At 27.2% G+C, this 23937-nt stretch carries 27 protein-coding genes, 1 tRNA gene and 1 other annotated feature; of the genes, 22 read left to right on the top strand and 6 right to left on the bottom strand.

Translation table 25 applies throughout. The features are described 5' to 3' along the window. Positions 1-78 precede the first annotated feature (78 nt). A complete protein-coding gene (locus HLG78_RS00205; RefSeq protein ID WP_231178235.1) occupies positions 79-1323 on the top strand; it encodes a diaminopimelate decarboxylase in 1245 nt (414 codons plus the stop codon). A 210-nt stretch (positions 1324-1533) separates the two neighbouring features. Here the strand turns inward: HLG78_RS00205 and HLG78_RS00200 are convergent, their stop codons facing one another. Continuing rightward, the gene (locus HLG78_RS00200; protein WP_231176132.1) at positions 1534-2322 is read right to left on the bottom strand and encodes an integrase core domain-containing protein; all 789 of its coding nucleotides are present in this window, start codon (positions 2320-2322) and stop codon (positions 1534-1536) included. Between the two features lie 122 nt (positions 2323-2444). Further along, positions 2445-3983 carry a YifB family Mg chelatase-like AAA ATPase gene (locus HLG78_RS00195; protein WP_231178232.1) on the bottom strand — a complete coding sequence of 513 codons (1539 nt, stop codon included), beginning with the start codon at positions 3981-3983 and terminating at the stop codon, positions 2445-2447. Between the two features lie 155 nt (positions 3984-4138). Here HLG78_RS00195 and HLG78_RS00190 point away from each other — a divergent pair, with 155 nt between their 5' ends. The 3 genes from HLG78_RS00190 (at position 4139) to HLG78_RS00180 (ending at position 10611) form a co-directional block, all read left to right on the top strand. Beyond that, a complete protein-coding gene (locus HLG78_RS00190) occupies positions 4139-5365 on the top strand; it encodes a peptidase U32 family protein (protein WP_231178229.1) in 1227 nt (408 codons plus the stop codon). Positions 5366-5660: 295 nt separating this feature from the next. Continuing rightward, positions 5661-9839, top strand: coding sequence for a PKD domain-containing protein (locus tag HLG78_RS00185; protein WP_231178225.1), 4179 nt, complete (start codon positions 5661-5663; stop codon positions 9837-9839). Positions 9840-10326: 487 nt separating this feature from the next. Continuing rightward, a complete protein-coding gene (locus HLG78_RS00180) occupies positions 10327-10611 on the top strand; it encodes an RNA recognition motif domain-containing protein (RefSeq protein ID WP_231178215.1) in 285 nt (94 codons plus the stop codon). Between the two features lie 101 nt (positions 10612-10712). Here the strand turns inward: HLG78_RS00180 and HLG78_RS00175 are convergent, their stop codons facing one another. From HLG78_RS00175 to ruvB, 3 genes are all read right to left on the bottom strand, one after another. Then, the gene (locus HLG78_RS00175) at positions 10713-11501 is read right to left on the bottom strand and encodes an integrase core domain-containing protein (RefSeq protein WP_231176132.1); all 789 of its coding nucleotides are present in this window, start codon (positions 11499-11501) and stop codon (positions 10713-10715) included. Positions 11502-11835: 334 nt separating this feature from the next. Then, a tRNA-Thr gene (locus HLG78_RS00170) sits at positions 11836-11908 on the bottom strand. A 10-nt stretch (positions 11909-11918) separates the two neighbouring features. Continuing rightward, complete coding sequence (gene ruvB, locus HLG78_RS00165) at positions 11919-12866, bottom strand: Holliday junction branch migration DNA helicase RuvB (protein ID WP_231178212.1); 948 nt, start codon at positions 12864-12866, stop codon at positions 11919-11921. Between the two features lie 111 nt (positions 12867-12977). On the opposite strand from ruvB, the gene HLG78_RS00160 reads away from it, so the two are divergent. From HLG78_RS00160 to HLG78_RS00105, 12 genes are all read left to right on the top strand, one after another. Beyond that, positions 12978-13652 (top strand): hypothetical protein, encoded by a 675-nt coding sequence (locus tag HLG78_RS00160; protein WP_231178210.1) that lies wholly within the window; start codon positions 12978-12980, stop codon positions 13650-13652. A 22-nt stretch (positions 13653-13674) separates the two neighbouring features. Next, positions 13675-14199 carry a hypothetical protein gene (locus HLG78_RS00155; RefSeq protein WP_231178208.1) on the top strand — a complete coding sequence of 175 codons (525 nt, stop codon included), beginning with the start codon at positions 13675-13677 and terminating at the stop codon, positions 14197-14199. Between the two features lie 21 nt (positions 14200-14220). Next, on the top strand, positions 14221-14676 hold the full coding sequence (locus HLG78_RS00150) for an NUDIX domain-containing protein (RefSeq protein WP_231178205.1): 456 nt from the start codon (positions 14221-14223) through the stop codon (positions 14674-14676). A gap of 37 nt (positions 14677-14713) precedes the next feature. Further along, positions 14714-15112, top strand: a complete 399-nt coding sequence (locus tag HLG78_RS00145; protein WP_231178203.1) for a hypothetical protein — start codon at positions 14714-14716, stop codon at positions 15110-15112. A gap of 15 nt (positions 15113-15127) precedes the next feature. Then, positions 15128-15550: a hypothetical protein gene (locus HLG78_RS00140; protein ID WP_231178201.1), complete on the top strand. Its 423-nt coding sequence runs from the start codon at positions 15128-15130 to the stop codon at positions 15548-15550. After that, on the top strand, positions 15534-16757 hold the full coding sequence (gene tilS / locus HLG78_RS00135) for a tRNA lysidine(34) synthetase TilS (RefSeq protein WP_231178199.1): 1224 nt from the start codon (positions 15534-15536) through the stop codon (positions 16755-16757). The genes HLG78_RS00140 and tilS overlap by 17 nt, the downstream gene beginning before the upstream one ends. 2 nt (positions 16758-16759) lie before the next feature. Then, positions 16760-17188: a hypothetical protein gene (locus HLG78_RS00130; RefSeq protein ID WP_231178198.1), complete on the top strand. Its 429-nt coding sequence runs from the start codon at positions 16760-16762 to the stop codon at positions 17186-17188. Between the two features lie 64 nt (positions 17189-17252). Continuing rightward, entirely contained in the window at positions 17253-18338 is a 1086-nt protein-coding gene (locus HLG78_RS00125) for a type IV pilus twitching motility protein PilT (RefSeq protein ID WP_231178197.1), read from the top strand. Positions 18339-18340: 2 nt separating this feature from the next. Then, complete coding sequence (locus HLG78_RS00120; RefSeq protein WP_231178193.1) at positions 18341-18529, top strand: hypothetical protein; 189 nt, start codon at positions 18341-18343, stop codon at positions 18527-18529. A 9-nt stretch (positions 18530-18538) separates the two neighbouring features. Then, positions 18539-18949, top strand: a complete 411-nt coding sequence (locus HLG78_RS00115; RefSeq protein WP_231178182.1) for a hypothetical protein — start codon at positions 18539-18541, stop codon at positions 18947-18949. A gap of 11 nt (positions 18950-18960) precedes the next feature. Further along, a complete protein-coding gene (locus HLG78_RS00110; RefSeq protein ID WP_231178180.1) occupies positions 18961-19485 on the top strand; it encodes a hypothetical protein in 525 nt (174 codons plus the stop codon). Positions 19486-19499: 14 nt separating this feature from the next. Further along, complete coding sequence (locus HLG78_RS00105) at positions 19500-19865, top strand: hypothetical protein (protein ID WP_231178178.1); 366 nt, start codon at positions 19500-19502, stop codon at positions 19863-19865. A gap of 30 nt (positions 19866-19895) precedes the next feature. Here HLG78_RS00105 and HLG78_RS00100 read toward each other — a convergent pair whose 3' ends face one another. Further along, positions 19896-20417, bottom strand: coding sequence for an inorganic diphosphatase (locus HLG78_RS00100; protein WP_231178176.1), 522 nt, complete (start codon positions 20415-20417; stop codon positions 19896-19898). Between the two features lie 105 nt (positions 20418-20522). After that, positions 20523-20640: a sequence feature (ribosomal protein L10 leader region), on the top strand. A 9-nt stretch (positions 20641-20649) separates the two neighbouring features. On the opposite strand from HLG78_RS00100, the gene rplJ reads away from it, so the two are divergent. The 6 genes from rplJ to HLG78_RS00070 are packed head-to-tail and all read left to right on the top strand — an operon-like array spanning position 20650 to position 23934. Continuing rightward, positions 20650-21165 (top strand): 50S ribosomal protein L10, encoded by a 516-nt coding sequence (gene rplJ, locus HLG78_RS00095; RefSeq protein WP_231178174.1) that lies wholly within the window; start codon positions 20650-20652, stop codon positions 21163-21165. A 26-nt stretch (positions 21166-21191) separates the two neighbouring features. Continuing rightward, positions 21192-21569, top strand: coding sequence for a 50S ribosomal protein L7/L12 (gene rplL, locus HLG78_RS00090; protein ID WP_231178172.1), 378 nt, complete (start codon positions 21192-21194; stop codon positions 21567-21569). 22 nt (positions 21570-21591) lie between these two features. After that, complete coding sequence (gene rpsB / locus HLG78_RS00085) at positions 21592-22251, top strand: 30S ribosomal protein S2 (RefSeq protein WP_231178170.1); 660 nt, start codon at positions 21592-21594, stop codon at positions 22249-22251. 6 nt (positions 22252-22257) lie between these two features. After that, positions 22258-22698: a hypothetical protein gene (locus tag HLG78_RS00080; protein WP_231178168.1), complete on the top strand. Its 441-nt coding sequence runs from the start codon at positions 22258-22260 to the stop codon at positions 22696-22698. 26 nt (positions 22699-22724) lie between these two features. After that, the gene (tsf, locus tag HLG78_RS00075; protein WP_231178166.1) at positions 22725-23519 is read left to right on the top strand and encodes a translation elongation factor Ts; all 795 of its coding nucleotides are present in this window, start codon (positions 22725-22727) and stop codon (positions 23517-23519) included. A gap of 16 nt (positions 23520-23535) precedes the next feature. Then, positions 23536-23934 (top strand): 30S ribosomal protein S6, encoded by a 399-nt coding sequence (locus HLG78_RS00070; protein ID WP_231178163.1) that lies wholly within the window; start codon positions 23536-23538, stop codon positions 23932-23934. The last annotated feature ends 3 nt before the right edge of the window (positions 23935-23937 follow it).

Here is a 23937-nt window from a genome sequence, read left to right as displayed (position 1 = left end):
GTTTATAAAAAAGATTTGTTTGATTTTAAACAGATTTTGGATAAATATATAGATAATTTAGTTTAAAATATATTAGTAATGACATTTGTAAATCAAGATATTGTAGAAAAAATTAAAACTAACTACAAACTTCCTGTTTATCTTTATAACGAAAAAGAAATTAAGGATTCAGCACAGGAGTTTGCAAACTTTTCTTCTGCATTCTGACATACACCAAGATATGCAATGAAAGCAAGTTCAAATATAAATATTTTGAAGATTCTCAAAAATCAATGATTTAGTATAGATGCAAGCAGCGAATTTGAAGTATACAGAGCTTTGAATGCAGGTTTTGAGTGAAAACAGGTTCAGCTTTCCTGACAGCAACTTCCGGAGCATATGGAAAATGTTTTGGATAAATGAGTTTATTTTGTGGCAAACAGCTTATATCAGTTGGAGCAGTTTTGAAAAATCTGAAGATGATCAGAAGTTGGAATCAGAGTGAATCCTGGTATTTCTTCAGGTGCTTTTGAAGCAATAGCAACAGGATGACCATCATCAAGTTTCTGAATACGGTATGAATATATACCCTTGATAAAAGGTATTGCTCAAAAATACAATCTGAGAATAACAAAGCTGCATATTCATATATGATCAGAAAATACTCCTCAGGCACGAGTTTATACTGCCGGTGTATGATTTGATATATTAAGAGAGTTTGAAGATATCAATACTTTGAATCTTTGATGAGGCTTCAAAAAAGCAATAATGCCTTATGAAAAAACTGCTGATTTGCAATCAATACAAGAAGCAGTCAAAGAAAAATTTGAAGAGTTTTATCAACAAACTTGAAGAAAAATTCATTTGGAAGTAGAACCCTGAAAGTATGTTGTAATAAATGCATGCAGTGTAATCTGAAAAGTTATTGACAAAGTAGATACCTGACAAGAAGGGTATACTTTTCTAAAAGTAAATACATGAATGACTGAAATGCCAAGGTTTAGCCTTTATGGAGTTCAACAGCCAATTTCTGTGTTTAATAATAGCAAAGAAGCCAAGAAGTATGTTGTAGTTGGTCACTGTTGTGAAAGCTGAGATATGCTTACCTGCAAGTTGTACGAACCTGAAACTATCCAGCAGATAGAACTCCCAAAAACCGAAATAGGAGATGTTATAGTAGTAGACTGAGCCGGTGCCTACAACAGTACTATGAGTATGAAAAATTATAATTCTTTTCCAGAAGCCTGAGAGTTGCTTTTGAGAGAAAATGGTGAATTAATCAAAATAAGAGAAAGGCAGAATCCTGAAGATATCTGGAAGAATGAGATAGAAGCTATTCAATAATTTTACAAAAGCTCTGGGGGAATATACCTCCAGAGACTGTTTGACTCTAATATTATAGTGTACTGAAGTCTGAATATTTTAATGTAGATTATCATATCTGTGCTTTTTTAGTCATCTACAAATTGATAGCTTTATCTCTAAATATTAATTTATTGCTTTTTTGGTAGTTTTAATTAGTATGTTGTAAGAAAAGGTAGCGTTGTTAAAAAATTATCAGTAATAGAACTTTTCAATAACTTCATAAGGAGTTTTATTATCTAGTCATTTATGTGGCTTTACAGTGTTATATCGATTTACAAATCTTTTTAAAGACATTTTTCTATGTTCTGATGACTTAAAAACTTCCTTACTGTGCCACATATCGATTAATGTTCTTATAACCCTCTCTGCTTTTCAATTTGTTCTTGGTGTTCTAACTTTTGTAAATTTTTGCTTTATTCAGCTTTTTACACACTCTTTAACAAATTCATGTTTATCATTTCATTTGTACTCAACTCAATTATCTGAGTACACACACTCAATAGTGTAAGGACATTCATCTATTACCTGTCTAAGAAACATAGACGAAGATACTTGTGTCTTATCTTGCATTATAGCTACATAAAGTTCTCTAGAATAGTCGTCTATTCATACAAATAAGTATTCAGACTTTTTGTTTGCTGCTCATCTTATAAGAGGTAGTTTTTTTGTGTCAAAATGCATCATTTCTCAAGGGTAGTTTTTATTGTATCTTCTAGCTTCTTTGTTTTTCTTTTCTATTATCTTAGATTCTATTTTAGCTAATCTAAGTAATCATCGCCTAATGTTTCTAAATCTATTATTGATAGAATTTCTTGGTAAAAACTCTTGAGTTCTTGCTCTCTTTATTATCTTGTATATGGTAGGCAATGATACATTGAACTTAATATGTAAATCCTTAGGCTTCATTCATCTTTTATAGTATTCCCAGACCTCTTTTCTCTGGAGTGGTGTTAGTCTTGTATTTTTATGTATATTCATTACATAGTTTGTTATCAAATAAATAGTATTTTGTATACACATTATTTTTAACAACGCTATATAATCTTACAGTTTAAATAATTGTATAATAATAATATTTTTAAAAAATACAAAGAAAAATATTATTCTAAAAGCATATTTTTTGATCTATACTGTAAACTTTCTGCAATATGTTGTTTTGACACATTTTCTTGTCAATTGATATCAGCTATAGTTCTTGATAATTTCATTATTCTATGGATTACTCTTGGAGACAAACTTAGTGATTTACTAGCATTTTCAAGAAATTCTTTTGCTTCATTATCTAATTTTACAAATTCATTTACATGTTTTCAAGACATTTGTGAATTATACTTTATATCCATTCAAGAAAATCTTTTTTCTTGTAATTTGAATGCATTTTCAACTTCTTTTTTTATTTGAGCAGAAGTTTTTTCTTTGGTTTTTGTAATAATTTTTTCGGTATTTTCTCTTGGAATTTCAAGTATAACATCAAATCTATCTAGCATTGGTCATGAGATTTTTCATTGATATTTTTTGATTTCATTAATACTACAAGTACAATCTTTTTGTAGATCTTTGTAGTATCAACATTTACAAGGATTCATAGAAGCCAATAACATAAAATCTGCTGGATATTCTACAGTTCAATTAACTCTTGAGATATGTATTTTTTTGTCTTCTATTGGTTGTCTTAAAACATCTAAAGTATCTCTTCAAAACTCAGGAAGTTCATCTAAAAATAAAACTCATTTGTGAGCAAGACTTACTTCTCAAGGATTAAGATATGTTCATCAACCAACTATACTTATTTTGGAAGCTGTATGGTGTACTATTCTAAATTGTCTTGAAGTTATCAAAGGATTATCTTTATTTAGCTTTCAAACTAAAGAATATATCTGACTTACATCAAGTATTTCCTCAAAATCCATAGGAGGCAAAATACCACTTACAGCTTTTGATAATAATGTTTTTCAACTACCAGGAGGTCATATCATAAGAACATTATGAAATCAACTTGCTGCTACAGTTAGCACTCTTTTAGCAAATTCATGCCCAGAAATATCAGAAAAATCTATTTCATTTTCAATAGAGTTAATAATATCATCAAGATTATTTTTGTCAGATATTTTTAAATCTTCTCAAAATGCCACAAAATTATATAATTCTCTAAAATTATGGATAGGATATATATTTATTCATTGTATATATTTTAACTCATAAGCATTTTCATTGGGTACCACAAAATTTTTATATCATTTATTTACTCATTGAATAACAGAAGGAAGAATTCAGTTTACTGGTTTTATAGTTCAATCAAGTCAAAGCTCTCAAAAAAATAATGTTTCTTCTAAAAATTCAAGCTTGGATGTTTGTCATTCCAAAGATAAAAGTAAAATTGCAATAGCCATTGGCAAATCAAATCTTGTTCATATTTTTCTAATATCTGAAGGGGATAAGTTTAATACTATTTTTCTAGAAGGAAGTTCTATTCAACATGATCTAAAAGTAGCCTTTATTCTTTCTTTTGATTCTTTTATAGAATTATCTGGTAATCATACTATTTCTATGGTTGGTAAAGATTTATTACTATCTGATTCAACTACCACTTCATATCATTGTAGTCAAATATTTGTCATAGTTTTTATTTTAAAAACCATTACAATATTTTAGTCTTTAAAATTAAAGAAATTTTAAAAAATTATTTATTTTTTTCAAGTTATATTGGATATAAAATTATATACTTGATTTTTTAAAATTTAAAAATAAATTAGTTTTTATTATAATACTTTATTTGTAAATATTAATTAAAAAAATGACTGAAATAGTATCACCTGGATGATCACATACTAAAGCAGTAACAGCTGCAAAATATTGAGCAGATGCAGTTTATTTGTGAGTACCTTTTACATCATTGAGAATGAGACAAAATAAGGTAAAAACATTTGATGAAGTAGAAAAAACTATAAAAGATATTCAATCACTTGGGAAAAAAGCATATCTTACAATGAATATTTTCCCAAGAAATCAGGATATTAAAATATTTGAATCAATGGTAGAAAAAGTTGCTAATTTATGAGCAGATGCTATAATTTTTTCTGATCCTTGAACATTTAATATAATTAAGAATTATAATTCAAAAATACCTCTTCACTTGAGTACTCAAACAAGTATTCTAAATAAAGAAGCAGTAAAATTCTGGTACGATCTTTGAGTAAAAAGAATAGTTTTAGCTAGAGAACTAAATATAGAAGAAATTAAAGAAATTAAACAATATGTTCCTAATATGGAACTTGAAATTTTTGCTCATTGAGCAATGTGTGTAGCATATTCTTGAAGATGTTTGCTTGGTGAATATTTTTCTTGAAGAGATGGTAATAAATGAGAATGTTCACATGTTTGTAGATACAATTTTAATGTATATGTACAAGAAGAAAAAAGACCAGATAAATTTTTTAAACTAAAAGAGGATGAAAATTGAAGTTATTTATTTTCATCAAAAGATCTTTGTATTATTGAAAGATTATGAGAAGTTTTACCATATGTTGATTGATTAAAAATTGAATGAAGAAGTAAGTCAGAATGGTATGTAGCTTCTACCAGTTTAGCATACTCACACACTAGAAATAAAATTTTAGAATGAGAACAACCCAATTCAAATATCAAAAATATTGTATACAATATTCCACATAGACCATATTGGGAGTGATTTTTATTTAATAATATAAAAAATTCTCCAGATAGTGAAGAAAGTATTTCTTATGATACTCCCTGACCTATAAAGACAAAAACTTTTTTTTGAATGATACTAGATGAATATATTAATTTTGAATGAAAAAAATATTTTAAATTAATTCCAAAACGAAATATTTTTATAAATGATGAATTTGAAATTCTAACTACAAGTTGAATTAAAAATATTAAAGTATTAGATCTTTTATCAAAAGACAAACAAAAAATTAATAAAGCTCATTGTAATATGTCTTATGTTTATATTTATTGTGATAAAAATATTGATTGATATAGTTTCTTATATAAGTAAAAGTATTTTTAAAGATATATGTTTAAAAAATTTTTTTTATAGTATAATATAATAAATAATAAAATTAATAACAATAATAATGAAATAATGTTTAAAAAATTTTTTTTGTAATAAAATCTATTTTATCTGTTTAAAAATAATGTTGAATTGTTGAAAAAATATTTAAATATTAACTTTTTAAATAGATAAACATTTAACAATTTTTCAAAAAATTTTTATTTTTTGCAAATTTTTAAAAAATATTTAATATTGATAATGTGATATATTTAAAAATATAAAAAAAAGTTTTTAAAAAATGAAAAAAATTATTTGAACTTTTATAATGTTAATGTTTTTTGTAAGTTCAGCTTTTTGAATTTCTGAAGAATTTTTCGCAAACTATCAAATTGATGATGAAATGGATAGAATGATAGAAATATTTAGTAGAATAGAAGCTTATAGAAGTACTTGAAATGATGTTCCTCAAGAAATTTTTGTAGAGTTAAGTTGAATATTTAATACAGTCTTACCAAGATTACCACAAACTCCTGAAAATAGAGTTATTTATGAGCAATGTGATATTACTACAAGAAATATGTCATGATGATTTAATTATGATAGATTTTTAACTTTTAGAGATAGATGTTTTCAGCCTCTTAATGATATTATAAGACAAATAGATACAAATTATACAGTAATTCCAGACATTGATGCAAATCCTGATAGTTGATCAGCTCCATTAAATGTAACACTTGATGCAAGAGGTTCTATAGATCCGTCAGAGGATACTATTCCCACAAATAACTTTTTTTGGTATTATAGAGATGGTGAATGAAATTATCAAGAAATATGAAGGTGACCTGTTCTTAATTATACATTTGAACAAGAATGAAATTATGTTGTACACTTAACAGTAAGAAGTGCTAATAATCAACAAGGTATTTTTGATGGTTCAACTACTAAAAGAGTAAATGTATGACCTGAAACAGCTGTAATTTCTGTGCATGCAAATTGAGATAGAATGGATTGAGATGAAGAAGTTAGAGTAGGTACTCAGGAGGCACAAAGATGAATAGTTTTTGATTGATCTGGTACTTATCCTACCTGATGAAGAAGAATTGAATCAACTACTTGGCAGATAGAATGACCAAATGATTTTTCTCGTTCTTTTACAAGAAACAGTTCTCCTTCAAGTTTTCGTGAGTCTTTTCCAACTGAATGAGAATATACCATTACATTGATAATAGAAGATAATCAAAACAATACTGTAGAAAGAAGTTTTCCTTTGATAGTAGAAGATCCTGTATCAAAAGCAAATATTGAACCTCAAGAATGAGATAGTTCAACAACCTTCAATTTTGATGCATCTCCTTCATATTCTGTAAGATCAACAATAGAAAATTATAGTTGGACTATATTTGATCCAGATGGTGATGAAATGGAAGAAATCCAACAAAGATCTTTTGATAGAATTTTTGAACAACCTTGAACTTATTCTCTAAGACTTTCTGTATCTGATGCATTATGAAACCAAAATGATAAACAAATAAATATAAATGTAGAATCTACAAGTCCAGTTCCTCAATTTACAAAAGAAGCTACACAAAAACGAGAATACCCTTCTGAGTATATATTTGATGCTAGTGCTTCTTATGATGAAGATCATGCAAACTGATATTCTGATATGGAATATGATTGGTCTTTTTCCAACTCAAATAATGTAGAAATCAAAGAAGAAATAGATGGATGAGAAAAAATAAGAGTAGCTTTTAATCAACCTTGAGAATATACAGTAGAACTAACAGTAAGAGATGATTTTTGAAAATCGGAAAGTATAGAAAAAGAAGTAGAAATTGAATCTTCTCTAAGACCTAGAATTAATTTATCTCCTAAGGCTTCTATACGATGAGAAGAAATACAGTTTTCTGTAGAATCAAATCAAGATATATCTTTTTATGAGTGGGATTTTGGTGATTGAAATAGAAAACAAACCCAAAATGATACAGTAAATTATAGTTATGATGAAACTTGAGTTTATACAGTAAAATTAAATGTGCATAATGAGGAATGAGAAGAAAATTCAGTAGAAAGAAGAGTATTTATTTGAGAAGAAGACCATCCTATAGCAGTTTATGATGTAACTTATGATGATACTTCTTTATCTCCTGAAGGTACATGTACTATTGAAGAAGATTGAGAAGAAATAGAAAAAGATGCTTTTGAAGTAGAAAGATATCAAAATATTAGAGTTGATGCGGGGGATTCAGTAAATTCAGAATGAAGAACTAATGATCGTAATATAAGTATGAGGCCAAAAAATGATCAAATATATAGGTCAGAAAGAATGAACTATGATTTTAATGAAAAATGATGTACTTATATAGATTTGAATGTTGAAGATGAAATTACAAATAGGACAGATTCTAGAAGAATTTATTTTGATGTACAGAATGCTCTTCCAAAACTTGATAATCTTGAAATGAGTTTTCCTCAACATTGAAATGAAATATGAGTGTGATTTTGACAGCAACAAATGGATGCTTCTTCAAAATTTGAAACAGATTATGATCCTTTGATGGTAAGTATTAGAGCTACCTGAGCAAGAGATCCAGATTGACATATATCAAGATTTATTTGGTATTACTACAAAAAAAGTAATCCATGAAGATATAAACAAGTAAAAACAACTCCTCGTAATGTTCAAAGTACAACTTTCTCTATACCAAGAGTTCCTTGAGAATATGTATTTTGAGTTAGAATAAAAGATAATGATTGAGGAGAAATAGATAGTGAAGAAGTTATATGAAGATGACCATCATTGTATTTTCCTCCTTCTACTGATAATCCTGATGTTCCAACTGCTTCTTTGAGTGCATCTACTATGACTACAAGAGTATGAGAAGAGATAGAGTTTTCTGTAGATACTGAAATATTATCTAATGATGAAAACTTTGAGAGAGAAAAAACTTTGAGATATGATTTTGATTGAGATTGAGAATATGATTTAACAACTAGGGATACTGAGGTAACTCATATTTACGAAGAACCATGAGATTATAGACCAAGGGTAAAGGTAAATTATAGATGATATTCTTGAGTAGATCAGCTTGATAAAATAGAAGTTCAAGAATGATTAAAAACAAGATTTTTATATGACACATTTTGAAAAAAAGCTATATTTAGAGATGTAAGTTATTGAAATATTGAAAGAACAAGATTTTGTCTTGATTATAGGTATTGTGATGATTCTTGAGATGATTTTACAAAAGAAGATGAAGAATATTTTAAGTTTGAATACGAAGATGAATGAAGAAAAATAGTTCAATTATCAGCAAATGATAAATATTGAAATACTGATTCTTTTAGAGAAAGAATAAATATATCAGAAAAAGATGATTTTTGATTTATGTCTATACCAAATGCTAAAAAAGAGGATGATACATATAAGATAAGTGTTTGAAGTACACTTAATAACTCAATATTGTTTTATGTTCCTGAAATTTGAGATTGAGATTGTTATTTAAATTTTGATATTTCTCATGATTCTACATGAGATTGAGATCCTTCAAGTGATAAAGATTTATTTTGTGGAAATCTTTCATTACACCATTATACACCTTCTGCAGATTCTACAATAGCAAGAATAACTTATGAAAAGGATTGAGAGAAGAAAACTGAAGATATAGAAATTAATTTCTTGGATATTGATATAGAATTACCTGAAGATAAAAAAGAAGTATACAATGAATTATCTATGCTTTTAAACCAAATAGATCAAGATTGAGAAGAAAAAGCATATTTAAGGAGTTTATTAATTAATCTAAGAAATAGTTTACAAGATTGAATAGCTACTGATTCTATTGTTATACAAATTTATGATTGGATAGAAGATAATGAGTGATTATTACCATCTTCTAAAGAATCAAAAATAGAAGAAATACTTGATAAGCTTTCTACAACTTGAATACAAGCAGCATTATGATCTACTGAATATGAAACTGCAAGATGAAATATAATATTATTCACTCCAGATGAAGATAAAGATAAAGTTAGAAATTTATTTCAGCAAATTGAATGAGCAAGTGGTGATAGAGATTATATAGAATGAAAGCTTCGTGATATTCTTGAAATAGCAGAATGACATAATCAACAATGAAATATTGATGATATGGATTATAACATAATTCAATCAGATATTTGTAGGATACTGGAATATTATGATATTCCATCAACTGCATGTTGAACTGAACAAGAAGTAGAAGAGGACTTTACTGATGATGCTGATACTTGAATATTTTGATCTGTAATTAGAATTATATTGTATGTAGTATGATTTATATTCTTTTTGTTTTTTGTTTTAGTTATTATTTTTGCTATAAAAGCAAGAAATCAATCTTCAACATATACTGAAGAATGAGAAGAAGAAACTGAAGAAGATGATAGTGAACAAGAAGATGATGAAGACAATGAGTATAAGGATGAAAAAAGTAAATAAAAATTTGACATATTATATGTATGTATATATAATTGTAAATACTAGGGTTACTTCTAAGGAGTTTTCCTCCTTCTCCCCTTATATATAAGGTAGGATGTCTTGGTTTATGTTTTGAAACAAAAATAAAATCTTATTAGAATTAAAATAAACAAAAACAAAAACAAAAATCAACACAAAACCAAGGCACCGAATAGAGGTAACCCATACAGGTCGGGGTGATTTGTTGGGACGATACAAATAATAACTTATAATTAAAGTTGTTATCTGTATCGTCCCGGCTCACCTCGACCTAAGAATCCTTCTTAAAAAGGAGGTATTCGAAGGGTTCAAGTATGAGCCGGGACTGTATATCAGTTTCCCCGGCTTTCTTTTTTATTGTAAAAATTTATTTGCATTTTATTATAAAATTCTTATTATTTTATTATAAAGCTTTACCTAATAAAATCAGGTGGCTTTAAAATATTTTACAATGTTATATCAAATTATAATGACACAAGATACACAATCTAATAATACTTTATTTGTAGGTAATCTTCCGTGGTCTCTTAGGTGAAAAGATCTTACGGAAATATTTTCTCAGTATGGAGAAGTAGTTTTTTCAAGAGTAATTCTTGATAGAGAAACAAGAAAAAGTAAATGATACTGATTTGTTGAATTTGCAAATCTTGAAGACGCTGAAAAGGCTAAAGAAGAAATGCATGAAGCAGAAGTTAATGGAAGAAGCATAAAAATTGATTATGCTAGACCAAAACAAGAAAATCCAGAAGAATAATAACTGTTATATTTAAGTTTTTAAAACCATCTATTAAAGATGGTTTTTTTATATAAAAAATTATATATTAATTTGTAAGAAAAGGTAGCGTTGTTAAAAAATTATCAGTAATAGAACTTTTCAATAACTTCATAAGGAGTTTTATTATCTAGTCATTTATGTGGCTTTACAGTGTTATATCGATTTACAAATCTTTTTAAAGACATTTTTCTATGTTCTGATGACTTAAAAACTTCCTTACTGTGCCACATATCGATTAATGTTCTTATAACCCTCTCTGCTTTTCAATTTGTTCTTGGTGTTCTAACTTTTGTAAATTTTTGCTTTATTCAGCTTTTTACACACTCTTTAACAAATTCATGTTTATCATTTCATTTGTACTCAACTCAATTATCTGAGTACACACACTCAATAGTGTAAGGACATTCATCTATTACCTGTCTAAGAAACATAGACGAAGATACTTGTGTCTTATCTTGCATTATAGCTACATAAAGTTCTCTAGAATAGTCGTCTATTCATACAAATAAGTATTCAGACTTTTTGTTTGCTGCTCATCTTATAAGAGGTAGTTTTTTTGTGTCAAAATGCATCATTTCTCAAGGGTAGTTTTTATTGTATCTTCTAGCTTCTTTGTTTTTCTTTTCTATTATCTTAGATTCTATTTTAGCTAATCTAAGTAATCATCGCCTAATGTTTCTAAATCTATTATTGATAGAATTTCTTGGTAAAAACTCTTGAGTTCTTGCTCTCTTTATTATCTTGTATATGGTAGGCAATGATACATTGAACTTAATATGTAAATCCTTAGGCTTCATTCATCTTTTATAGTATTCCCAGACCTCTTTTCTCTGGAGTGGTGTTAGTCTTGTATTTTTATGTATATTCATTACATAGTTTGTTATCAAATAAATAGTATTTTGTATACACATTATTTTTAACAACGCTATATAATCTTACAACTTATTTTTACTATAATTGACTGTTTACCTTCTTTTTGTTTGAGGTCTTTTTTGATTTTTTCTAGTAAGTATATACCTCCAAAGACTATAAAAAATGAAAAAACCAGAAATATTGATATTTTTATCATAGGTTCGCTCCTATTGTTATATAGATTGAACTACCAAATTAGGGTAGATGACTAAACCTTAAATAAAACTTTTATTATGTCAAATATAAATTTTTTATTTTATTATTTTTCTTAATTTAAATAATTTCTAAACTAGCCCAGGAGGGGACTTGAACCCCCGACCCCATCCTTACCATGGATGTGCTCTACCTGCTGAGCTACCTGGGCAAAATAAATATTATTCTAACATAACTCTACCTCTGGTTGTTTTCTCTATTTTTCATAGTTTCATAAGTAATGGTTCAATGTCATTTTCTACTGCTTTTTCATTTACACCAAGTTTTACTGATATTGTTTTTAGTCATACGGGTCATCAATTTTGTTCTTGTATTATTTTCAAATATTTTCTATGTATATCTTGTAATCATCATTTTTCCAATTTTGCTCGATTTTTAAACAACTCCCATTCTTTTTCTCAAAGTTTATTTGTTTGTTGTTTTGTTGTTATATAGTCTCTAAGTTTTACACAGAAATTATTTATTTCTCTTGGTGTAGATACTATATTTTCGCTAATTCTGTTTATTATCTTTTTGTCAAAATCTATATTATAAAAATTTAGGTATTTTTCTATTATTTGATTTTTTTCATTATCTGTATAATCAGAAAAATGAAACTTGTATACAAACCTGTTTTTTAATGGTTGAGTAAGCATTTCTAATTTGGTTGTTGCTCATATTAAGCAAAACTCATTTATGCTAACTCTTACATTTCATCATTCTGGCATTACCATATCTATACAAAAATCTTCCATCGCTGGATAGAGTACTTCTTCAATATTTGGTTTTATTCTGTGTATTTCATCTATAAATAGAATATCATTTTTTTCAAGACTGTTTAATATAGAAATTATTTCACTAGGTTTTGTAATAGCATATCAAGTAATAATTTTTATATTACTTCAAAAATCTTTAGCAACTATTTGAGCTAATGTTGTTTTTCAATATCAGCTTTCTCAAGAAAAAAGCATATGTCATAACTTATCATTTCTTTTATGGGCACTTTTAACTGCAGTTTTAAGAACTTTTTTTATTTCTTCTTGTCATATAAATTCTTCAAACTCTTCTGGTCTATAGTTGCTTTTTAGTTTATTTTTATTTTTTTCAGAAGAAATTTTTTTTACTTCCATTATTTTATTAAATTTTCTAAAATTTGAGGTATTATATTAAAAATACTTGAAAAATCAACTTAAAAAACTATATTTATTGTGTGGTAGAATTTAAATAAAAGAAAAATTTTAATGAACAAAAAAAAGCTTCTAGAGCTTTTGGAAGTAGTAATAGAAAACTATATATCAAGAGGAGAGCCTGTTTGATCTAAATTATTAAATTCTACAGAAACAACAGAATATGCTCCTTCTACTCTTAGAAAATACCTGAATATACTGGAAGGTGAATGATTTTTATATCAACCGTATCACAGTGCCGGAAGGTTACCTACAATAAAAGGATTTTCTAGTTATATAGACAATATTTTAGAAGAAGAAAAATTTGAGTTTACAAAACTTAATTTTGATGTTAATTATGCAAGAAATTCTTTGAATTTTGTAGTAGAAACTTTATGAAACAAGGCTGATTGAGCTGTGGTATGATTTTTGAGGAATGATGAGTATTACTTTTTGTGAATCAATAACTTACTTACACAAGATAATATTAAAGATTATGAAACATTTAAATATATTGTAAATTTTATAGAATGAAAGAAAATAATAAAACATTTCAATAAGAAGTTGATTAAAGAAAATATAGTTCATTATAGTTTTATAAAAAATAGCGACAAAATATTGTCTATAATGTATGTGAAAGTTAATATCAATTGATATGACTGATTGCTAGCAATTATATGACCGGTTAGAATAAACTACAAGAAAAACTTATCAATACTTAAAAAATTTTTGAAAATATACAATGAGTAATTTATTATTTAATTTAAATTAAATGTCTGGTCTAAATTGATTTGAAAGAGATGATTTTAATAATGAAAGAGATTCTGAAACTCAAGAATTTAATGAGTCCGCTGAAATAGAAGTATTTAAGAGATCTTTGGAAAATTTGAGAAATAGAATAGAATCTTTTGATGAAGAAAAAGAGGAGCTTGTTGAGCTAAGACAGGCTATAGAAAATGTTGAAAATTCTTCTGAAACTGAAAGAGCAGAGAATATAGAGTATTTGTTTGACTCCTTGGATAGAAATAAAGAAGTTTTAGAACAACAAGAAATTATAGAATCTGAGCAAATAGAGGAACTTAAGACTATATTATCTCAAACAAAAAATAATTTACAAGATTTAAAATCTCAATTATCTTGAAGTGAAAAAGAATTATTAAAAAAAGCTGAAGCATGAAGAAACAATGCTTCAAACCAAGTAGCAAGACAAGTAGATGAAATTATTGAATGGTGAAATAATAGAGGTGGGCCTTTTGGAAGATTGATGGCTTGGATATGAGAAAAAGCTAGATGATAAATTTAAAAATAAAATTGAATAATGGTAGATGTTATGGAAAGTGCTGGAGGTATAATATATTGTGTAGACAATTGAGAAATAAAATTTTTTCTTATTAAGAGACATTCTCTTGCCAAAAAAATAGAGCGAGTTGCACCTAAATGAAAAATCGAGCAGTGAGAACAGCCTCAAAATACAGTTTCAAGGGAAATATCTGAAGAAGCATGAATAAATCAGGAAAATATTGTTGTAGAAGAAAAGGTTTGAGATACATTCATATCCTTGGAAAGTGAAGATAAGTGAGTATTCAAAAAAAATATTCAATATTTTCTTGTAAGATACAATTGAGATTTTTCAGATATTAAAGTTGATCAAGTAGAATGATATCTTGGTTATCATAAATGGGCAACTATCCAAGAAGTTTTATGATTGATTTATTATGAAAATCTAAGAGAGATTTTTAGAAAGGCTTATAATATTTTAAAAGATAGAGTATAAAATGCATATCTATTATTACTTGAATAATACTTTTTTTTTGGACACAAAAAATTTTAGCTTGTGGATAAATAATTCTGAGGAAAAAAACTCTATTTTTTTTGACTCAACACAAGAAGAAGAAACTCTTTTTTCATCAGAAGATTTGAATATCAAGCTAATTAATTATAATCTTTTAATAAAATATCAAGATAAAAAAGTAATTGTTGTTCAAAATTTTGATAAAAATATTTTTCAAGAAAATATAGATATATGTTTTATTAAGTTGGATTTTGTAGAACAACTTATAAATAATAAAATTTCTTGTAAAATGATTTTACCTGTTTATAATGAACAAACTTACAATGAAGAGTACGTTTTGGATTTTGCAAGAAGTATAATGCTGAATTCTTTGGGTACTCCAAAAGTTTTGAAATATTGACAATATATATTAGTTTAATAATTTATTTTAAAAATGTGAACTGAAGATAAAAATCTTGAAAGAAAAAAGAAAATAAAATCTGCATCAATTCAATTTTTTTTGTGAATAGTATTTTTATGAATAGTTTTTGTGTATTTGAAAGATAATCCTGCTGAAAAAGTTTCTATAGTTACTTGACCAAAAGTATTATACCAAAACACAAAAGTTTTTTTCTACAAAATTTTTACTGATAGTTGAGAAATATTAGAAGAAAAGTATTCAATGCAAAGAACATTTGAGGAAATTCTGGTTTCAGCAGAGTGAAGTAGATGTTTTGAGGTTGATGAGTTGCAAGAGATCAATGATTTGTATAAAAAAATACAAGATATGTGACTAGATGAGTACAATGAAAAAAGAAATAAGTTTATAGACTATGCTTCTAGATTCTCACAAAAAATAAATGGAAATTGTGAATAATTTTGATTTTCCAGAAAAAAAAGAAATTTTTAAAAGTCTTGATAATGTTGTTTGACCAAATAGCAAGCTTTATTTGGCTGTTTCTTGATGACCAGATAGTATGTTTATGGCAAGTTTATTATTTGATTACTTTAGGAAAAATAACTTCAACTTTGATAATCTAATTTTTCTTTATTTTGATCATTGAACAAGAGAAGATATATCAAAAGAAAAAAATTTTTTGAAAGAGTTTTTAGACTGATATAAATTTATTGAATGAAAAAATTTAATAGATTCAAAAAAGGAAAAAAACCTAAGAGTTCAAAGATATAATTTTTTTAAAAAACACTCTAAGGATGGTATTTTATGTCTAGGACATAATCTTACTGATCGTATAGAAACAACACTTTTGAATATGTGTAGAGGTTCGCATTTGAAGTGAATATTAAATATGGATTTTTTTGATAAAAAAAATAATATTTTGAGGCCTTTGATATGAATACCTAAGTTTAAGATTCAAGATTATTGTGATAAATTTAAAATTCATTATTTTTTAGATAAAACTAATTTTGATATTAAATATTCTCAAAGAAATTATGTGAGAAACAAAATAATACAACCATTAGAAGATCTTTCAAAAACTACCTCAGGTTGAGATTTATGTTTTTATGAAAGTTTTAAGAATTTTTATAGTTTGTTGAAAAAAGAAAATATAAAAATTGATTTTAAAAAGATCTTTTTACCAGAACTTGGTATATTTAATTATTGATATGTTTTTGAAAACAGTATTAAAAATATGGATGAAATAATCTATATTCTTGATAGTTTTTGAGTTTATAAAAATGTTTCCCAAAACATGTTAAAAGATCTTTTTGATTTTTTTACAAAAAAAGATTATTGATACAAATATTTATGATGAAATTATTTTTTTCTAAATTATTGATATGTTTATGTAATTTCTTGAAAAGAAAAATTTTGGGAGTATCAATTTTCTGATTATATAGAAATCAAACAATCTTGAAAATATAATTTTTTTTGATATTATTTAGATATCCCAGATGAGTTTTTATGATGAATTATAAGGTTTCCTAAAAACTGAGATGTTTTCAAAAATAAAACTATATGAAAATATATGATCAATCAGAAAATTCCTAGATTTATAAGAAATTATATACCTGTTGTAGAAAAAGATTGACAAATTCGAAAAGTATTTATATATAAAATATAAAAATGGTATATTTAGCAATTTTGTTGTGTTTTGTTCTGTGATTTATATATTATGTGGTAGAAAAATGGGAAAATGAGATTAAGAAATTTTTATCTAAAAAAATAGATAAGATTTATTATGAATTTTTTGACTTTTTTAATAAAAATAAAAACTCAGTTTATAGGAAAGATCTTTCTCTTGAAGTTTTTTTTAAAAACTTAAAAGAGTATTTGCCAAAATTAGATTACTCTGCAGAAGTTTCAGATGAGTTTTTACTTAATTTGCAAGAAGATAATAAGTATTTTTATGAGATTTTTTGAAAAACTCCTTTAGAAAATGAGTATTTTGATGATATTTCATATATAATAAGTATTCAAAAAAAAATAACATATTTTAAGAAAATAATTATGAGTTTGGTTGTGATTATGCTTATTTTGATAATAGTTTTTTAAAATTTGACAAATAAAATTAAAAGATTATAATTTGATAGTATTTTATAAGTTAAATAAAAACACAATGCCAGAAAACACAGCATGATGAAGTATAAATATTGAGCAAATACTATCTCAGATTTCTTGAAAAGATAATGTTTCAGATATCCATCTTTCAACAGGAGATTATATATCATTCAGGGTTAGTTGAGATATAAAGAAGATGGAAAATCTTCCGCAACTTACTCAAGAAATGATGGAATTGGTTGTAAAGCAGTTGATGAAATGAAACACAAAGGCTTACGAGCAATTTGTATCTGATAGAGAAGCAGACTTTTCTTTTATTTGAATAGATTGAACTCCTTTTAGAGTTAATGCTTTTTTTAAGCTTTGAAAGATTTGAGTTGTTTTGAGAAAGATTAACTCATCTACAGTTCCAATGGATAAGCTAATGTTTCCAGATATAGCAGAAAACTTAAAAGAAAAAGTTCTTTCAAAAAAGAGTTGATTATTTTTGGTTACATGACCTACATGATCAGGTAAGTCTACTACTTTGATATCTATGCTTGATTATCTTAATGAAACTAGACCAGATCACATTATTACAATTGAGGATCCGGTAGAATATATATTTGAACCTAAAAAAGCTATAGTAAGTCAAAGAGAAGTATGACATGATACATGGGCATTTATGAATGCTTTGAGAGCAGCGATGAGAGAAGATCCAGACATAGTGTTAGTTTGAGAAATTAGAGATAAAGAAACAGCAGAAGCAGTATTGAATCTTGCAGAAACATGACATTTTGTGTTTAGCACGTTACATACATCTTCAGCTTCTGGTACAGTAAATAGGCTTATATCTTTCTTCCCACCAGAAATTCAAGATAGTATAGCTGATAGGCTGTCTGAAATTTTAGCATGAGTTCAGTCTCAAAGATTGGTAAAAACAGCTGATTGAAAAGGAAGAACTTGAGTTTATGAGATAATGATTAATACGGCTGCTGTAAAAAATAATATTAAAAAAAGACAGCTTCCTCAGATTGATAATATAATTGAAACATGAACTAAACAATGAATGTCAACATTCCAGCAATATGCAAAAAGACTTATAGATGAGTGAAAAGTAAAAGAGGAAACAGTTTCATTTATTTTTAATAGTTCTCAATCTTAAAAATGGAAAAATCACCTGTATGATCAAATTGAGGTTATATTTGACCAGCAAAAATGAAAAAAATGATAAAAAACATGAGAAAATCTTATGAAAAGGCAGATAGAATTTCTCAAGAGATGAAAGAACAAAAAAAAATTGAAGAGATTGAGGCTGAGAATTATCTAGAAGAAAAATTAAATTTAAATAAATAAAATGTGAGAATGGCTTCTTTGGGAATACTACAAAAATATTTATCAGAAGATTTATTGGATTTTGCTCAAACATTTGATATTTGAGACGATATTGTTGAAAGTATGCCAAATATTATAGAGCTTATTTTAAGATCCAAGTCTATAGATAAGAAGGAAGAAAAGCAAAACTGGATAGACCTTTTGTCTGTTATGACTGAAGAACAGATAAGTAAGCTTGAAGATATACTTACAAGGGAAAGAGAAAAACTACAAGAAATAGAAAAAAAGTATGAACAGAAAAAGATGGATATCAAGAAAAAATACTTAGCAAAATGGCAACAAATGTGATATGTTAAAAAAGTTGCTCAAATTCATGAACAAGAAAAGCAAGAAAAAACTAAAGATGATGAAGAGGCAGAAGAATTGCTTTCAAAAATATAAATATAAATGTAATGAAACAAAAAATTATTAAACTATTGTTTGTATTATTATTTTCAGTCTTTATGTTAGCTTGAGCTTCTGCAGATATGTTAGAAGACGTTTTTGATTGATCAAAACAAAATCAAAATGTTGCAAACCTGTGAAACACTCCGGATGCTGTTTGAAACTCATTATTTAGGGGGTGAACAACCATAAATCCTACAGGTTCTAGGGGTTGTTTTATAAATTGACAATGGGATAATGATGAGTTGGATAGTGAAGAGCAGTGTGAGTCAGCCTGAGGTCAGTGGTGAAGAACTGCTACTGTGCCACCTATGATAGTAGAAATATGAAATTTTTTGTTGAGGATTATAGCAGTTTTGTGAATTACAATGGTACTGTTTGGTTGAGTTATGTTATTAGCATCAATGTGAGATGAGTCAAAAATGAAAAAGGCAAGAAATATGTTGTTTTATATAGCTTTGTGAATAATTTTATCTTTGTCTAGTTATGCTTTAATTCAACTTATTCAGTCTTTTACAGTTTGAACTTTATAAATTATAAATACAATATGTTTAAAAGTTTGTTTTTTATTTTTCTGACTTTCCTGATAAATAAAACATATAGTTTTGCTATAAATGTTTCTATGCCAGGGTGAACATCTACTCAGGATGTTGCATGATGATGAAGAGAAACTATAAGGTCTGATGATTGATTTTTTTTATCACTTTTAGATGTCATAAATACTTATCTTTGGTTTTTTTTGGGAGTTGTTTGAATGTGAGTTGTCATGTATTGATGATATTTGCTGGTAACATCAAGATGAGATGATGAACAATACAAAAAAGCTAATAAAATATTAATATATTGAGTGGCTTGAATCATTGTGGCTTTATCTTCATATGCTTTGATAAGATTGGTTGTAAACTTATTGTAGTTTAAAAAAAGTGCCTTCTTAGGCACTTTTTTATTTATTGTAATCGTCTATACATTTATTGATTTTTTCTATGGCTGAATGTTTATCTGACCAGCCAGTAACTTCTGTGCTTTTTCAATCTAATTTTTTATAATAAGAAAGAAAAAATTCTCGTTGATTTTTGATGTTTTCTGGAATTTCATTTATTTCTTTGATGTTTCAGTAAAAGGGTTCTTTTTTTGGTATTGCAATAACTTTATCATCGCTTTCTCAGCTATCAATCATATGAAGAATTCAAATTACGTCAGCTTCACATAAGCTTCAAGGATTTATTTCATAATTAGATAGTATTATCACATCCAAGGGATCTTTATCTTCTTCATTATATGTTTGAGGTATTAGTCAATAATTGTATGGTATAGGCATGGGTGTTGTAAAAAATCTATCTACTTCAATTGTATTATTATCTTTATTAAATTCATACTTAACCATGCTGTTTTTTGGAATTTCTATTATACAATTTATAGTCTCATTTTGTTTTGTCCAAGTTTGAATGTCTTTATAAAGATTCATATTTTTTTGTTATTATATAAAACACACATATCAATATAATAATAAAATTGATTTAATCAATAAAAAAATGTTGATTTTTAATTTTTTATCATTATACATATAATATGTAGTTTATAAAAACTACTTAAGACAGTAGGCATAATAAGTCCTACCGAGGTAGTTGTAAATTTTTTATTTACACTGCCAGCCTTCTTTAAAAAGATGGTGGTTTTATTTTTATAAAAAAAGCCTTATGGCTCTAACAAGAAAAGAAAAAGAAAAATTGGCGGCTCAGTATAATGAGGAGCTTATGAATGCATCAAATGTTGTAGCTCTTAGGCAGTCATCTATACCTGTAAATGAAATAAACAGGTTGAGGATGGATGTTTATGATGCATGAGGAAGGTTGAAGGTTGTAAAGAAAAGAGTTTTTCTTAGGTCTTTAAAAGAAAGCTCTTATGAAGAAGTAAGTTTGGATGAGCTTGCTTGATCTTTGATTGTTTTGTATTCGGTAGAAGATGAGTTTGCTCCTTTGAAGGTGGTAGCAAAGCAAAAAAAACAGTGGAAGAAAGAAAAAAAAGAATTTGAGTTGGATTATCTAGGTGGATGGTTTGATAAGTCTTGGAAAGATTCTTCTTATGTTGAAGAATTGGCAAACCTTCCAACAAGAGATGAGCTTATATGAAAATTTGCTTTTATGGTGAGATATCCATTGCAGTGATTTACTGCTGCAGTTGGTCAAATAGCTAAGAAATCTGAAGAAAAATAATTTATTTATTAATTTAAACAAATATAATGGAATTATCAAAAAACGCACAACAAATTATGGATTTGCTAAAAGAATTATCAGTGACAGAGCTTAATGATTTAGTAAAAGCTTTAGAAGAAGAGTTTGGTGTTTCTGCGGCACCAGTTGCAGTTGCTTGATGAGGTTGAGCATCTGATGAAGAGTGAGGATGAAGTGATACGGTTACAGTAGAAATTGCAGAAATATGACAGCAAAAAATAACAGTTATAAAGACATTAAAAGAAGCTTTAGGATTGGGTCTTAAGGAGGCAAAAGAATTGGTAGAAAAAGTTCCAGGTCCTGTAAAAGAAAATGTTTCTCCTGATGAGTGAGAAGAGTTGAAAGCAAAGCTAGAAGAGGCTGGAGCAACAGTTACTCTAAAATAATTTATAAAACTAAACCATTCATATGGCAGCAAATACAGATCAAATAGTAGAAAATAAACTTTATGTGTGATGATTAAAAAAGTTTTCAAATCCTAAAACTATGAAATATTGGGCTGATGTTGTAGATAATGTGGTGTTGTTTAATCCAGAATTTGTCTCTCAGCAGCTAGAAAATGCAAGAAAAAAGGTTCAGGAAGTTAAAAATGCATGATGAGAGGTTTTGATTATAATGGATAAGCAGCTTTATAAAGATGATTTAGAGTCTTTGTGTGAAGAGCAGGGTGTGCATTACTTTAACTATAAAGTTCCAGCAGGTGTTTTTACAAACTTTGAGACATTGAAGTCTAGAATAAAGCAGATGAACGAATTGAAAGATTTTATTCAATCTGATGATTTTTCTGCTTTGACAAAAAAAGAAAAGTCTTCAACTCAAAAAAAACTTAAAAAGTTGGAGTCAATATATAAATGAGTAAAAAATCTTAAAGCTTTACCAAGTTTGGTTATAATTGTAGATTGAGTGTATTTGTCAAACTTTGTAAATGAGGTTGAAAGGTTGTGATTAGATAATATAATAGTTACAAACTCCGAGTTTAATAGGTATCGAGATGAGGAAAGATTGCTTATGACAAACACTAATAGTTATAAAAGTTTGGATTTTGTTCTAAAATATATTCTTAAATAAATTGCAATGTCTGAAGCTAAGTCAACTGAGTTAAATGATCTGGTGTGAGAAGGTTATGTGCCTTCAGAAGCTGAGAGAAAAAAAGCGGTAATGATGTATTTTTTGCTTTGAATAATTATATGACTTAGTGCTGTTAAGTTGTGAAAGTATGAAAAATATCATCTTAAGCAGGCTTTAGGATGGTGGGCAATATTTTTTGTTTTGCTTGTGGCTAGTATATTCCTTGCATTTATTCCTATAATAAGATTTTTGCCAATTGTTTTGTTTTTAGCTTTTTTGGTAATATTATTGGTGTTTGTAAGGCAAGCATGGAGTTGAGTATATGCTACTAAGCAAGAAAAAATGTTTCTACCATTCTTTTATTGAATAGGTTGATGGATTGTTGACATATTTGATGTATTAGAAGATGATTGAAAAAAAGAAAATTGAGAAGGCGAATATAAGTAAAAATTTATAAAATAAACACCAAAATAATGGCAGATACAACTCTATTGAAACAGTTAAGAGATGCTACAAAAGCACCCTTTAAAGATTGTAAAGAAGCATTAGAGCAGGCATGATGAGATATGGATAGAGCAATGGAAATATTAAAAGAAAAATGAGCTCATACAGCTTCAAAAAAAGCATGAAGAGAGACAAATGAATGAATAGTTTATGTTTCAAAAATTTCTTGAAAGACGGTTTGAGTAAAGCTCTGATGCGAAACAGATTTTGTTGCAAAAAGTGATGAATTTTATTCATTAGCAAGTGATCTTGTTAATTTGTTTGCTGAAAATTGAGAAGAATATTCTTCGATTGAGAATGTTGATTCTTCTTTCTTAGAAGAGCAAGTTAATACAAAAATAACAGAATATGTATGAAAAATTTGAGAAAATATAAAATTATTGGACGTGTTTGTTGACAATGAAGACTGTTTTGTTTATACTCATCCTTGAAACAAAGTGGTAGCAGTTGTCTATGCTGATGGTGATGAGGATGTTTCAAAAGAGATAGCATTACAGATAGCAGCAATGTCTCCAGATTATAAGTCAATTGAAGACGTGCCAAGTGAAGAGGTAGATAAGTTGAAAAATAAGTTTAGAGAAGATTTAAAAGATAGCTGAAAGCCAGAGGATGTTGTTGAAAAAATAATAGAAGGAAAATTATCAAAACATTTTCAGGATATAGTTTTGCTTGAGCAGCCATATATTAGGGACGACTCAAAAAAGATAAAAGATATAATCCCTGAAAATTATGAATTTAATTGATATAGAAGATATAGTATTTAAAAATTAATATTATCAAATGAATATATATGAGCTTGTAATAATGGTTGATACAAATATGAAGAAAGATGATATAGATTCTACCATAAAAGAAGTTGAATCTGTGTTGTGAGATAGTGTAAAAGAAAAAGATGATATATGAATTTTGGATTTGTATCATGCTGTAAAGTGAAATGATAGATGTTATTTTGTTTCTTATATGCTCTCTGCAGCGCCTGAATCTATAGAAGACTTCGAAAAAGCTATCAAATTGAATAAGTCTATTTTGAGATACGTGTTTTTTAGGTTGAAAAATGAAAAAGAGTTTTTAAAATATGATGAAGTAAATAAGCAGTTTCAGCTTACAGAAGAAGAAAAAGCACAGCAGGATGCTGAAAATGCATTTAAAGATTTTGAAAAGATGAATAAAGCAAAATAAGAT

The organism is Candidatus Absconditicoccus praedator (assembly GCF_021057185.1).
In the GTDB taxonomy this organism is placed as follows: Bacteria; Patescibacteriota; Gracilibacteria; order Absconditabacterales; family Absconditicoccaceae; genus Absconditicoccus; species Absconditicoccus praedator.
Note: the sequence above shows the minus strand (reverse complement) of the source record. Positions and strands in the feature narration are given on the sequence as shown.